At 64.1% G+C, this 12,897-nt stretch carries 12 protein-coding genes; 5 read left to right on the forward strand and 7 right to left on the reverse strand.

What is annotated here, in order from left to right:
- Window positions 1-712: zinc-dependent alcohol dehydrogenase (locus AC5DC2_RS00550; RefSeq protein ID WP_491697102.1), on the reverse strand; the 712-nt coding region annotated here is incomplete at its 3' end.
- A 219-nt stretch (window positions 713-931) separates the two neighbouring features.
- On the opposite strand from AC5DC2_RS00550, the gene ribA reads away from it, so the two are divergent.
- Window positions 932-2,038, forward strand: a complete 1,107-nt coding sequence (gene ribA, locus AC5DC2_RS00555; protein ID WP_491697103.1) for a GTP cyclohydrolase II RibA — start codon at window positions 932-934, stop codon at window positions 2,036-2,038.
- A 6-nt stretch (window positions 2,039-2,044) separates the two neighbouring features.
- Window positions 2,045-2,842: a CDP-alcohol phosphatidyltransferase family protein gene (locus tag AC5DC2_RS00560; protein WP_491697104.1), complete on the forward strand. Its 798-nt coding sequence runs from the start codon at window positions 2,045-2,047 to the stop codon at window positions 2,840-2,842.
- On the opposite strand, the gene AC5DC2_RS00565 is transcribed toward AC5DC2_RS00560, so the two are convergent.
- The gene (locus AC5DC2_RS00565) at window positions 2,827-3,750 is read right to left on the reverse strand and encodes a lysylphosphatidylglycerol synthase transmembrane domain-containing protein (protein ID WP_491697105.1); all 924 of its coding nucleotides are present in this window, start codon (window positions 3,748-3,750) and stop codon (window positions 2,827-2,829) included. The two genes, AC5DC2_RS00560 and AC5DC2_RS00565, sit on opposite strands and share 16 nt — an antisense overlap.
- A gap of 52 nt (window positions 3,751-3,802) precedes the next feature.
- Between AC5DC2_RS00565 and AC5DC2_RS00570 the strand changes: the two genes are divergently transcribed.
- Entirely contained in the window at window positions 3,803-5,479 is a 1,677-nt protein-coding gene (locus AC5DC2_RS00570) for a sulfatase-like hydrolase/transferase (RefSeq protein WP_491697106.1), read from the forward strand.
- Between the two features lie 55 nt (window positions 5,480-5,534).
- On the opposite strand, the gene AC5DC2_RS00575 is transcribed toward AC5DC2_RS00570, so the two are convergent.
- The 5 genes from AC5DC2_RS00575 to AC5DC2_RS00595 are packed head-to-tail and all read right to left on the reverse strand — an operon-like array spanning window position 5,535 to window position 10,230.
- A complete protein-coding gene (locus AC5DC2_RS00575) occupies window positions 5,535-6,047 on the reverse strand; it encodes a hypothetical protein (protein ID WP_491697107.1) in 513 nt (170 codons plus the stop codon).
- Window positions 6,040-7,344, reverse strand: coding sequence for a hypothetical protein (locus AC5DC2_RS00580; protein ID WP_491697108.1), 1,305 nt, complete (start codon window positions 7,342-7,344; stop codon window positions 6,040-6,042). Before AC5DC2_RS00580 ends, AC5DC2_RS00575 begins: the two co-directional genes overlap by 8 nt.
- A complete protein-coding gene (locus AC5DC2_RS00585; protein WP_491697109.1) occupies window positions 7,341-8,099 on the reverse strand; it encodes an ABC transporter ATP-binding protein in 759 nt (252 codons plus the stop codon). Before AC5DC2_RS00585 ends, AC5DC2_RS00580 begins: the two co-directional genes overlap by 4 nt.
- Window positions 8,096-9,151 (reverse strand): FecCD family ABC transporter permease, encoded by a 1,056-nt coding sequence (locus AC5DC2_RS00590; RefSeq protein WP_491697110.1) that lies wholly within the window; start codon window positions 9,149-9,151, stop codon window positions 8,096-8,098. The genes AC5DC2_RS00585 and AC5DC2_RS00590 overlap by 4 nt, the downstream gene beginning before the upstream one ends.
- Window positions 9,148-10,230 (reverse strand): ABC transporter substrate-binding protein, encoded by a 1,083-nt coding sequence (locus AC5DC2_RS00595; RefSeq protein ID WP_491697111.1) that lies wholly within the window; start codon window positions 10,228-10,230, stop codon window positions 9,148-9,150. Before AC5DC2_RS00595 ends, AC5DC2_RS00590 begins: the two co-directional genes overlap by 4 nt.
- A gap of 416 nt (window positions 10,231-10,646) precedes the next feature.
- Between AC5DC2_RS00595 and pcaF the strand changes: the two genes are divergently transcribed.
- Window positions 10,647-11,852 (forward strand): 3-oxoadipyl-CoA thiolase, encoded by a 1,206-nt coding sequence (gene pcaF / locus AC5DC2_RS00600; protein WP_491697112.1) that lies wholly within the window; start codon window positions 10,647-10,649, stop codon window positions 11,850-11,852.
- Window positions 11,853-11,872: 20 nt separating this feature from the next.
- Complete coding sequence (gene paaA / locus AC5DC2_RS00605) at window positions 11,873-12,871, forward strand: 1,2-phenylacetyl-CoA epoxidase subunit PaaA (protein ID WP_491697113.1); 999 nt, start codon at window positions 11,873-11,875, stop codon at window positions 12,869-12,871.
- The last annotated feature ends 26 nt before the right edge of the window (window positions 12,872-12,897 follow it).

Consider the following 12,897-nt stretch of genomic DNA (forward strand, 5'->3'; position numbering starts at 1 on the left):
AGCTTGCCTCGACGATCCGCGCTTCCTGTCCGGCTGCCGCGACGGCCGCAGCAAGCGCCTTGTCCGACCCCGAGGCATTGACGGCGACATCGAAAGGGCCTGCGTGATCGCCTGACGAGAAGGCTAGGCCAAGCTTTTCTGCAAGCGCGGCCCGTTTCCCGTTGGGATCGATCAGCGTCGTCTCGGTCGCCGGAATGGACGAAGCCAGGAACGCCACCAGCGAGCCGACGGTGCCGGCTCCATAAACGGCAACGATATCGCCCGGCTGGATGCCGGCGTCCCAGACGATGTTCAGCGCGGTTTCCATATTGGCTGCGAGAATCGCGCGTTCCGGCGGCAGGTCCTCGGGCAGGGCGGAAAGCATGGCGGCGGGCGCAACGAACCGGTCCTGGTGGGGATGAAGGCAGAAGACAAGCCGGCCGGAAAGATCGCCCGGGCCCTCGGCGACCCTGCCGACGGCGGAATAGCCGTATTTCACCGGAAAGGTAAAATCGCCCGCCATATTGGGGCCGCGCATGCGCTCCCGCTCGCTTTCCGGCACCTTGCCGTGAAAGACGAGGTTTTCGGTGCCCCGGCTGATCCCGGTGAAAAGCGTCTCGACAAGCGCTTCGTCCCTGCCCGGGCTTTTCAGCGTTTCGCATCGCAGGGCGGCGTGTCCGGCCTCGGGAAACCAAAGGGCCGTTGCCTCAAGACGCCGTTCTTTTTTTGACAATGACCCCTCCCTGGAGCAAGCGGTTGTCGTTCATTCGAAGACGTCAACGGCGCGTTCTTTGTTCCGGATCACGCGAATGTGCGCTTCATTTTCTGTTTTTTGTGCAACAGACTGAACCACTTGGGAAGAAAATACGTTCTTTGCATCAGACGCAACGCATTTTCCGGGTGCCCGCTGCCGCCTGTCGATTGCGGCACGGCGCCCTTGGAGGAGACAAGAATGACGCACGATCCAGGTTTCGACTTCACGACGCTTTCCCCTGAGGCCGAGGTGGAGCGGGCCGTCGCGGAACTGCGTTTCGGACGACCGGTGATCATGCGTGACGGCAACAAGCGGATCGCCGCGCTGGCGCTCGATTGCGTGGCGCCGGCTGTGTTCGACCAGTTTGCCCGCGCCATGGATGATCGCCACAGCCTGGTTCTGACGGGCGAGCGCGCCGAACGGATCGGCATAAGCGCGAAAGACGGCATTGCCGTGCCGCTTGCCGGTGTCGGCTTCGATGAGGCCTCGAGGCTTGCCTATGCGCTTTCCGGGGCAAAACCCGTCGTCTGGTCCCCGGCCGATCCTCTTTCGGCGGCCGCGCAGGAACTGGCGCGGCTGGCGCTCCTGCTGCCGGCCATGGTGACCGGCGAGATCGGGCCGGAAGACGGCCGGTTTTCCGCCTGCCAGGGCATTGGACTTGAAACCCTGAGACAAAGCGATGCCGCCCGGCAGAATTTCCAGCAGGTTGTGCGCACGCGGGTGCCGCTGAAGGACATCGGCGATGCGGACTTTGCCGTCTTCCGCGGCGGGCTGGCGCAAAAGGACCAGATCGCGATCATCGTCGGCAAACCGGATCTCGGCGCGCCGGTGCCGGTGCGCATCCATTCCTCCTGTATCACCGGCGACCTTTCCGGCTCGCTCAAATGCGACTGCGGCGACCAGCTTCGCAACGGATTGAAACAGTTGAAAGCCGCCGGCGGCGGGGTTCTGGTCTATCTCGATCAGGAAGGCCGCGGCACCGGCATCGGCGCCAAGATGCGCGCCTATGGCTATCAGCATCAGGGCCTGGACACGATCGACGCCGATGCGGAACTCGGCCTTGGAAGCGATCACCGGCGTTACGAGGCGGCCGCCTCCATGCTGCGCCTGCTCGGCATTCCCAGCGTCATCCTGCACACCAACAATCCGACCAAGATTGACGGATTGCGCGCAAACGGCATCGACGTATCGGGCCATGTCCGCGTCACCGGAACGGTCACCGCCGACAATGTCAATTATCTTCGGACCAAGACGCTGAGAGCCGGCCACACGCTGGAACTCGAAAGCCTGATTGCGGCGGAATAGGACGATATGAGCACGCTCGAACCGCCGACCTCCAGGAGAGGGCATCTGCGCGATTTCCGGCTGGCGGAAGGGCAGGCGCCCTCCTGGTACAGACAAAGCCTGCTGAAGAACGCGCTCGCCGCGCTGGCGCCGGTCTACTTCGTTGCGCTTGCGGCCTATGTCGGGTTTGCCGCGTGGCTTGAGACCGGGGCCGCGAGCGTGGTCGTTGCATCCCTGGCGCTTCTTGCGATGTTCGCCCTTGTGATCCGGGCATTGCCCGGCCATGGACACCTTCGTTTCGGTCCTGCCAACATCATCACCGCGATCCGCGCGGCCATGGTCAGCTTCTTCGGATCTGCCGTCCTTTTCGGCGCGGGCGCGTCGGACCCCGTGGCCCTTGTCGCGATCGTCGCCATCGCGCTCGCCATGGACGGGGTCGACGGGTATTTCGCCCGACGCACCGGGCTGATCTCCCCGCTTGGAACGCGCTTCGACATGGAGGTGGACGCCTTCCTGATCCTGCTTCTGAGCCTTGCCGCCCTTCTCATCGGCAAGGCCGGCTGGTGGGTGCTGCTGATCGGATTGATGCGGTACGGCTTCGTGCTCGGGCAGGCCTTCCTGCCTTTCCTCAACGCGCCGCTCCCGCCATCCTTCCGGCGCAAGCTGATCTGCGTGGTGCAGGTGGCGGCGCTTTGCGTCATCCTGCTGCCCATTGTCGCGCCGCCGGCCTCAACGGTGGTTGCGGCGATCGCTCTCGGGCTGATCGTCTATTCCTTCGGCGTGGATGTCATCGATCTGGCCCGCCGGCGTCATCTCTCTCCATGAGCGCGGCGGTGCCGGAGCGTGACCGCCAGCAGGACCAATCCCTGCGGGGCAACGCCGAAAAGCGAGATGAGGCCGTAGAGAAGGCTGGCCGAAAGCCCCTCGGCGCTTGTCAGCCCGAACAGCGGCCAGAGGGCGGCCGCCGCCGCCTCCCGCGTGCCCCAGCCGCCGGCGCCCGCCGGAATCAGCATCGTCATCAGGCAAAGCGGGATGACCGTGACGGCGGCAACCGGCGGAAGGGGCGCGCCGGTAGCATCAGCCGCGATCATGAAGACGGCGATATAGGACAGAACCGTCAGCATGCTGAGGCCGAACTGGATGCCGGCCGCGCCGCGCTGCCAGAAGACGGCGGCAAGGTCGGGTTTGAGCGTTTGAAACCGTGCCAGAAGCCTGCTGCGGGCGATGACGAGGCCGAGACCGACGGCAAGCGTCAGAAAGCCCGCGCAGATGAGAACGAGCCTGTAGAAGCCGGGCGGCAGGCTCTCCGAAAGAAGCAGCGGCCAGGCGAACAGGCCGGCGCCGGCGACAAGGAAAAAGGCGAGCTGTCCCGAAAGCCGCTCGAGCACGATCGCCGCGGCCGGCCGTTTCCAGCCCTCCTCAGTGCGCGAACGATAGGCGCGCACCGCATCGCCGGCCATGCCGCCCGGCAGAACCTGATTGACGAAACTGGCGATATAATACTCGCCGATGGCAAGGGGCACGGAAATAGGGTGGCCGAGCCTTGCGGCCGTAAACCGCCAGCGCAACGCCGAAAGGACGACCTGCAACTGCACGATGACGAGAGCGGCCGCGAGCGGGGCGGCGGTGACATTCTCGAAGGCCGCCGCGACGTCGGCGGGGTCGACAGCGACCACCAGCCCGGCGATGATCGCCAGACAGAAGATCACAGCAAGGACGCCATATGCGGACAACAGCCGCTCCTTTCGATTGCACGCGGTTTCCGGACGAGCGGAAGGTGGAGTCATGATGGCTGAGCAACCGGCTTGCAAGCAGAACCTTTCCGCGCGGACGATCGGCGCGGCGTTCGTCTTTTCGCTCATCGCCCTTTTCGTGCTCAACCTGCCGGATCATCCGCACGCCTTTTCGCCTCGGGCCTTCCTGCATCTGCCGGTGGAGATCCCGTTCCTTGCGCTGGCGTTGGTACTTTTGCCGCGCCGCATCGCGCTCTTTCTTGCCGCTCTTTGCACTGTCCTGCTTGGGCTCGTGCTGTTCCTGCGCCTTGGCGATATCGGCGTGCAGTCAGCCTTTCAGCGTCGCTTCAACCCCTATCTCGACGTCAGGATCTTTGCCGATGGCTGGAACGTGTTCTCCGGCGCGGTCGGCCCTCTCGCCGCGTCACTGGCGGTTGTCGGCGCGGTGGCCGCCTTCCTTGCCGTGCTGGCAGTGTTCTTCCTTTCCGCCCGCGCGCTGGCGCGTCTTTCCGGCAAGGCGGCGCGCGCCATGGCTTTTGCCTTTGCCGGCGTTCTCGCCGCGGGGCTCGCGTTGTGGGGCGCGGGTGCGGCGACCGGAACGCGGTCCTATGCCGATGCGGGCGGCTCCGCCTATGTCGTTGCGCGCGTCGAGGCGGTCGCAACGGCGATGCGCGACATGCGGGACTTCGACCGGATGCTTTCCGAAAACGACGGCCTGGCGGACAGCGAGACGCTCTTCCGGGCGGTCGAGGGCCGCGATATCGTGCTCGTCTTCATCGAATCCTACGGCCGAAGCGCGGTCGAAGACCCGCGCTATGCGCCGCTGATCGGCCCGCGTCTCGAGGCGGTCGAGGAGGAACTGAGCGAGGCCGGTTTTGCCGTGGCCAGCGGCTGGAGCGTGTCGCCGACCATGGGCGGGCTCAGCTGGCTTGCCCACGGCACGTTCCTTTCGGGGCTCTGGGTCGACAACCAGGCCCGCTATGACCGGCTGATGATGAGCGAGCGCAAGAGCCTGAACCGGCTTTTCCGCGAGGCCGGCTGGCGCACCGCCGCCATCATGCCGGCCATCACCATGGACTGGCCGGAGAGCGCTTACTACGGCTATGACACGATCTTCGCCTCGGACGATCTCGGTTATCGGGGCAAGCCGTTCAACTGGGTGACCATGCCCGACCAGTATACGCTCTCGGCCTTCGACGGGTTGGTGCGCCATGTCGACGACGAGCGGCCTGTGATGGCCGAGATCGCGCTGATCTCCAGCCACGCCCCCTGGACGCCGGTGCCCGAACTGATCGACTGGGCCGATGTCGGCGATGGCAGCGTCTTCGACCGGCAGGCGACAAGCGGCGATCCGCCGGCGGTGGTCTGGTCCGACCGCGACCGGGTTCGGCGTCAATATATCCGGACCATCGATTACGCGCTGCAGACGATCGGCGATTATATCGCCCGCTTCGGCGAGGACGCGGTCTTCATCGTGCTTGGCGATCACCAGCCCGCGCCGCTCGTCACCGGGCCGGATGCCTCGCGCGCCGTGCCCGTCCACGTCATCAGTCGCGATGCAGGCCTTGTCGAACGCTTCGAGGCGGAGGGATTTTCGCCCGGCATGATCCCCGCCGCTGATGCGCCCGAACTGCCCATGGACACGATGCGGGGAAGGACGATCCGGATTTTCTCCGAGCCACCGTCAACCGATCTGCCTGCCCCGGCGGCCGTCAACGGGGCCTTTTGACAAAGGAAATCGGATCCTTGCGCGGGCATCAGCGGAAAGCCCGTCGATGCCGTGTTCAGCCGATCAGCCGCACTGCGTAAATTTCGCCTGCTGGCAGCGGCAAGAGCCGATCGGCCATTTCGCGCTTCAGCGCTTCATGGCGTTCGGTCTCCTCGGCCGTCTTGTCCTTCTTGCCGCCGAGCCGCACGAATTCCTCCAGCACATGACCGGGCTTGATGACGGCTTCGGCCAGCTTTCCGCGATAGGAAAAGCGGAACAGGTAAGGCCCCGGCGGATCGGTGATCACATCCTTGCCGCCGAGCGGGCGGAAGACGGCGAGCCGGTTTTCCGTCAGCGCCCGCGTCACCATTTCCAGCGCATCGCGTCCGCCGGGGCCGGTAAAGGCGGTGAGCACGGAGATTTCGCGGCGCTCAAGCGGGGCGTCATCGAGCAACGGAAAGGCCGCCTGCATGGCTTTGAGGCCATGGACCACGCCGCCCGGAAAACCGCCGCCGTGATAGGCCATGATATCGTTGAAGGAAAAGGTGAGGTCGCGGCCGCCTTCGCGGACCGTGAGCGTGTCATGCATCGAGAAAACCCTTCAGATTGGGAATGAACCGGTCGAGAAAACGCGTCGTCGCCGGCATGAAATGAGAGCCGTGGTGGAACATTGGGTCCAGCGAGGAGATGATCATCCGTCCGGGCGTCGAAACCGCGTCGATGTAGAAGATTGCGTGGCCCTCGCCGTCGCGCGCAAGAACTTCGGCTCCTTCCGGTGGTTCGAAAAAGCCGTGCAGGTGCCAGGTCACGTCGCGGTCGCTCATCCCCGCCATCAGCGGGTGGGCGGGATCTGCAATCGTGACCCCGAGATCCGCACCCGGCTCCAGCCACCACCACCAGTTCGTCGGCGTCCGGGTGAAGGCGACATTCGGCAGCCACAGATGCGAGAGGCTCTCGCCGAGCGCGACCACCGTGCCGCCGGCAGCCAGATGCCGGTCGATGACGGGCCGCTGCGCGATCATCCGCTGCGCCGGCGTGCGGCAGGGCACCCAGAGCGTATCATCCGGCTGCAAGGTCTCGCCAAGCGCTTCCGGGCTCGTGATCACGTCGAACAGGTCGCCATAGCGCGGGCCTTCGAGGCTGCGGATCTGGTAATAGCAGCCCGATGAGGGCAGGACGAGGCGCTTTTCCCGTTCAGGCGTGGACCGGAAACCCGGATAGTCCTCCGCATCCCCCAATCGCTTGCGAAAGCCGTTTCCGGGTCGCGTCGCCGTCGCCGGATCAATGCAATCGCCGCCATCGGCCCAGGCGATGATGCGGGCGGCAAGCGTTGCCGGCAGGTCCCATTCGCGCCCCATCGTGGCAAGATCATTGCCCGCATGGCTGAAGATGCGTCCGCCCTCGGGCCGCGCCCAGACCCAGTCGACCGGCACGGCATCCGGCCCGAGTCCGTTGACGATGACGGCGCCGTCCGGCGGCGGGTTGCATCCGCGTCCGTAAAACCCGGCCACACCCTTGTTGGTTTCGAGCTTTTTCAGGTCGGTTCCGTCAAAGATCGGATGGGCGTTGACGGCCGAGAGATCGAAATCAGGCCGTTTCGGTTCGGCAATCGGCCGATATTGCGCCATGCCATCGACCAGCGGGCGCAGCATGTGGCCATTGAAGAACCAGCGGCCGCCCCGATCGAGAAACGCGGCGAGCGCCGCCTTCAGGCCGAGCATGGCGTTCTGGTCAAGCTGGTTGCCGGTGATCAGGCCGTCATGGCTGGCCAGATGCTCCGCAGCGAGATCGAACTGATCGACGATGGTCACGACGCCTTCGGCTTCCGCGTCGCGAAAGGTTGCCGACGGCCCCTCATAGGCCGATTTGACATAAAGAACGCTCATCGGAACTCCCTTCCGGCAAAAGCCGGTATCACGGCCTTGCGGACGCCGTTTTCCGGTCCTGTCATATCCACCCAGCGCATATCGACGCCGTAAAGCCTTGCCAAAGCCTCGGGCACGATCATCTCCTCCACCGTGCCGTTCACCTCGTGCCCGCCCGGCATCATCATCAGCACGTCATCGGCGGCTGCCAGGGCGTGGTTCGGGTCGTGCGTGGTGAACAGGATCGCCTTGTCGCGCCGTTCGCGCAGCATGTTCAGAAGGTCGAGCGTCTTCGACTGGTTGCCGAGATCGAGCGCCGAGGTCGGCTCGTCGAAGACAAGCGCGGGCGAGCCGGTGGCGAGCGCCCGGGCAATCAGGATCATCTGCCGCTGGCCGCCCGACATGCGGTCATAGCGATGGCCGGCAAGATGTGTGGCGCCGACGATTTCAAGCGCGTGCTCCGCCGCTTCGACATCGTCCTTTCCCGGCTGGCCGAAAAGCCCGATCTGCGCGGCATGGCCCATGACCACGACATCGAGGCCGGAAAGCTTGGCCTGTGACGCCCCGTGCTGCGGCACGTAGCCGGCGATCTTCGGCGCGGTGCGCCGTCCTGTCCTCAGCGGCTGGAAGCCGAGCAGCGCGCGCAGAAGCGTGGTCTTGCCGCGCCCGTTCGGCCCGAGGATCGCCATGGTGCGTCCGACGGGAACCTTGAAGCTCACATCGCGGAAGATGATATTGTGACCGAAGGCGACGCTGGCATTTTCAAGTCCGATCATGGCTGGTTTGCTTTCGAGAAGTGCCGGCGCAGGAGCAGGCCGAAAACAGGCGCGCCGATCAGCGCCGTCAGCACGCCGAGCGGGATTTCCGCAGAGGTCAGCGTGCGCGCCAGCGTATCGACGAAGGTGAGATAGGCGGCCCCCAGAATGGCCGAGGCCGGGATCAGAACGCGGTGATCCTCGCCCACCAGGATGCGCGCGGCGTGCGGAATGACGAGACCGATCCAGCCGATAATGCCGGCGATTGCCACCGAGGTCGCCGTCATCAGCGCCGTGGCGATGAAGATGAACCAGCGCTCGCGGTCCGGATTGACGCCAAGCGAACGCGCCTCGGTATCTTCCAGCGCCAGAAGATTGAGCCGGTAGCGGAAGAGCCACACGGCGACGATGCCGATGGCAAGGCCAGGGAGCCCGAGCCAGAAGCGCGCCCAGGTGGCGGTCGAAAACGAGCCCATCAGCCAGTAGACGATCGCGGGCAGCGAGGTGTTGGGATCGGCGACGAACTGCACCACCGAGACAAGCGCGGAAAAAAGCGCGCCGACCACCATGCCGGAGAGGATGACGGTGACGATCTCGGTGCGCCCGTTGATGCGCGCCAGGAGGCCGACGATGACGAGGGCCGCAAGGCCGAAGATGAAGGCGAGACCGAGAAGCGTGGCCTCGGCATAGCCGAGCAGAATGGCAAGCGCGCCGCCAAAGGCCGCCCCCTGGCTGATGCCGAGCACCTGTTGGGAGACCAGCGGATTGCGGAAGACGCCCTGAAGGGCAGCGCCGCCAACGGCAAGCGCCGCGCCGGAAACGGCGGCGATCAGCACGCGCGGCATGCGCACCAGAAGCACGATCCGCTGGTCGATGGTCTCAAGCGGCGCGGTCGGCGCTGCGATCCAGGCGAGAATGATCTCGGCAATGCGGCCGGGCGAGACGGAAAACCGCCCTGCGCCGATGGCAAAGATCAGGGCTGCGAAAAGTGCGGCAAAAAGGCCGAGGAAGACGCCCGCCCGCAAGGCGCCGGACCCGCCGTGAAGGCGGGCGCCGGCTGTCACATCGCTCATGACTTGGCCTTGAACTGATCGTAATTGGCCGCGCCCTCATTGAGGTCGGTCCACAAAATGCCGTCAATGTCCTCTTCGGTCAGATCGTAGTCGTAGATCTTGGCGTAGGCGTCCTTCATCTCGGCGCGCAGGTCATAGTCGAAGACATCGGGGTGCAGGAGCTCGGCGAGCCACATCCAGGTCAGCGGGCTTTCCGTGTTCGGCGGGTCCCAGCGATAGCCGCCGAGCGGCATGCGATAGACCTTGTGGTTCTGCGCCGCATTGGTGAGCGACAGGATCGGGTCCTCATAGATGCGCTCGGGCGAAATCCCGCTTTCGAAATTGTTGAGCAGGATCACATCCGGGTTCCAGGCGGCAATCTGCTCGGGGTTGATGGTGACGCCATTAGCCTCAAGATCGGCCGAGGCGCTCTTGCCGCCGGTCAACTCGATATACCAGCTATTGTAATTGTTCTTCGCGCCCGATGCCTTCAGGGTTTCCTGGGCCCGCAGAAGATAAAGCACTTTCGGCTTGTCGGCGTCGTCAATGGAAGCGGCCTTGTCGGCGATATCGCGGGCAACCTCTTCGCGCCATTCGATCAGCGGGCCGATGCGGTCGTCACGGCCCATGGCAACGGCCGACATGGTCATGTATTCGCGCGCCTTTTCTTCCGTGCCGTAGGAAATCAGCATGGTCGTCAGGCCGGCATTGGTGATCGGATCGACAAGGTCATTGCCGCGATCGGCCCATTGGATGACGAGATCGGGGTTGGTGGCTGCCAGTTCCTCGACATTCGGGATGAAGTTCGGCGCGGTGATATCGGAGGGGATGTCCCTGGCTTCCGGATAAATCTTGCCGAGAATGCCGTCGAGCACGGCCTGTTTGGCAACCGGGTTCATGCCGACCTGCTTTTCAACGCCGCCATCGATCGCGATCAGCGTCGAGGCCATGGGCATCGGGATCGAGGCAACGCGCTCGGCGGGCTTTTCCAGAACAACCGCGCGGCCGGCCTGGTCGGTGATTTCGATCGGGTCGGCATGGGCAACGCTTGCTCCGGCCAGGATGAGGGAGGCGATGCCGAGCGGCATGACGGTCTTCATGAAGAGCTCCTTTTATAAACGGCAGGTAGGAACTTTACATTAAGGTGATTTTTTTGGTCAAGTTTTAATGCAACCAAAGCGCTATTTGGTCGCAGGGCGCGCCCCGACATCGCGCCGGTTCATGCTGTCTGGCCGAAGCAGATCGGTTTCGCGAAGTTGGTGACAAAGGTGCGCATCGGGCCCGAAAGCCACCAATTTAAACGCAAGCGAATCAGACATTTATTCGCCGTTCGACACAAAACATCACGATAAATACAACAAATGCCTTTTTGTGTGATGTTTTATGCGCTATATAAGTGACCGATCGGTCGGCGAATTGAGGGTTCCCGGCCGGATGCCCGGCGAACGCGGCTCAAACCGCCGACATTCGGGCAAGGGTTTTGCTGCGGCTGATGCCGCCGAAGGAGGAGCATTTCATGGCGCAAGCCTTTATCTGCGATGGAATCCGCACGCCTGTGGGCCGCTATGGCGGCGCGCTGTCTGCCGTGCGCGCCGATGATCTGGCCGCCGTGCCGCTGTCAGCGCTTCAGGAGCGCAATGGCAAGGTCGACTGGGAAAGCGTCGACGACGTCATTCTCGGCTGCGCCAATCAGGCGGGCGAGGACAATCGCAACGTGGCGCGCATGGCGGTGCTTCTCTCCGGTCTGCCGGAAGGCGTGCCGGGCACCACGGTCAACCGGCTCTGCGGTTCCGGCATGGATGCGATCGGCCTTGCCGCGCGCACGATCCGCGCAGGCGATGGCTCCCTGATGATAGCCGGCGGCGTGGAAAGCATGAGCCGCGCCCCCTTCGTCATGGGCAAGGCCGAGACGGCCTTTTCCCGCAAGGCCGAAATCTACGACACCACCATCGGCTGGCGCTTCAAGAACAGGAAGTTTCACAGCGCGTTCGGCACCCACTCCATGCCGGAAACCGCTGACAATGTTGCCGCAGACTACAACATCGCGCGCGAGGATCAGGACCGGTTCGCGGCCATGAGCCAGGCGCGCTGGAAAGCGGCGCAGGATCAAGGCATCTATGCCGACGAAATCGTGCCGGTCACCATTCCCCAGAAGAAGGGTGATCCGCTTGTCGTCGATACCGACGAGCATCCGCGCCCCGGCACCACCGCTGAGGTTCTCGCCAAGCTGAAGGGCGTCAACGCGCCGGAGCTTTCGGTGACCGCCGGCAATGCGTCTGGCGTCAATGACGGTGCTGCCGGGCTGCTCATCGCTTCGGAAGAGGCTGCATCGGCAAACGGTCTGGTGCCGAAGGCGCGCATTGTTGCCATGGCCGCCGCCGGCGTTCCGCCCCGGGTCATGGGCATCGGCCCTGTTCCGGCGACCCGCAAGGTGCTGAAGCTTGCCGGTCTTTCGCTTGCCGATATGGACGTGATCGAGCTCAACGAAGCCTTTGCCGCGCAAAGCCTTGCGGTGCTGCGTGAACTCGGGCTTCCCGATGATGCGGCCCATGTGAACGCCAATGGCGGCGCGATCGCCATCGGCCATCCGCTTGGCATGTCCGGCGCCCGCCTGGTGCTGACGGCCGCAAACCAGCTTCACCGCACCGGCGGACGCTACGCCCTTTGCACCATGTGCGTCGGCGTCGGCCAGGGCATCGCCATGATTATCGAACGGATCTGACCAAGGAGGCCTTGAGAGCCATGTATGCACAGATGGTAAAATCGGAAGGCATGAAATCCCGCGAAGAGATGTCGCCGGAGGAACTGGCCTTCCAGGACCGCATCGACCGCGGCGAAAAGATCGAGCCGAAGGACTGGATGCCGGAGGGCTATCGCAAGACGCTGGTGCGCCAGATCGGCCAGCATGCCCATTCGGAAATCGTCGGCCAGCTGCCGGAAGGCAACTGGATCACCCGCGCGCCCTCGCTGGAGCGCAAGGCGATTCTGCTGGCAAAAGTCCAGGACGAGGCCGGCCACGGGCTTTACCTCTATTCGGCCGCCGAAACGCTTGGCGTCTCGCGCGACGACCTGATGGAAAAGCTGCATGACGGGCGGATGAAATATTCATCCATCTTCAACTACCCGACGCTCAACTGGGCGGACATGGGGGCGGTCGGCTGGCTGGTCGATGGGGCCGCGATCATGAACCAGGTGCCGCTGCAGCGCACCTCTTTCGGACCCTATTCGCGGGCGATGATCCGCATCTGCAAGGAAGAGAGCTTCCACCAGCGGCAGGGCTATTCGATCATGATGAAGATGGCCTTCGGCACGCCGGAGCAGAAGGAAATGGCGCAGGATGCGCTTAACCGCTTCTGGTATCCCTCGCTGATGATGTTCGGACCCTCCGACAAGGACAGCGTCCATTCGGCCCAGTCGATGGCGTGGAAGATCAAGATCAACACCAATGACGAGTTGCGCCAGAAATTCGTCGACCAGACGGTGCCGCAGGCGAAATATCTCGGCCTGTCGATCCCGGACGAAAACCTTGCCTGGAACGAGGAGAAGGGCGGTTACGACTTCTCCGAGCCGGACTGGTCGGAATTCTTCGAGGTGATCAAGGGCAATGGTCCGTGCAACCGCGAACGCATCGAAGCCCGCCGCAAGGCCTGGGATGACGGCGAATGGTTCCGCGACGGGCTTGCCGCCCACGGCGAAAAGGAAGCACGACGCGCCAAGGCGCCGGTCGCAGCCGCAGAATAAGCGCACAGCGTTTCTCAAGGGAGGAA

It is taken from the genome of Martelella sp., from assembly GCF_984369615.1.

Coding starts and splice junctions, on each gene's coding strand:
- ribA (WP_491697103.1), top strand. CDS start 932: ATGACGCACGATCCAGGTTTCGACTTCACGACGCTTTCCCCTGAGGCC.
- pcaF (WP_491697112.1), top strand. CDS start 10,647: ATGGCGCAAGCCTTTATCTGCGATGGAATCCGCACGCCTGTGGGCCGC.
- AC5DC2_RS00570 (WP_491697106.1), top strand. CDS start 3,803: ATGATGGCTGAGCAACCGGCTTGCAAGCAGAACCTTTCCGCGCGGACG.
- AC5DC2_RS00560 (WP_491697104.1), top strand. CDS start 2,045: ATGAGCACGCTCGAACCGCCGACCTCCAGGAGAGGGCATCTGCGCGAT.
- AC5DC2_RS00595 (WP_491697111.1), bottom strand. CDS start 10,230: ATGAAGACCGTCATGCCGCTCGGCATCGCCTCCCTCATCCTGGCCGGA.
- AC5DC2_RS00585 (WP_491697109.1), bottom strand. CDS start 8,099: ATGATCGGACTTGAAAATGCCAGCGTCGCCTTCGGTCACAATATCATC.
- AC5DC2_RS00580 (WP_491697108.1), bottom strand. CDS start 7,344: ATGAGCGTTCTTTATGTCAAATCGGCCTATGAGGGGCCGTCGGCAACC.
- paaA (WP_491697113.1), top strand. CDS start 11,873: ATGTATGCACAGATGGTAAAATCGGAAGGCATGAAATCCCGCGAAGAG.
- AC5DC2_RS00590 (WP_491697110.1), bottom strand. CDS start 9,151: ATGAGCGATGTGACAGCCGGCGCCCGCCTTCACGGCGGGTCCGGCGCC.
- AC5DC2_RS00575 (WP_491697107.1), bottom strand. CDS start 6,047: ATGCATGACACGCTCACGGTCCGCGAAGGCGGCCGCGACCTCACCTTT.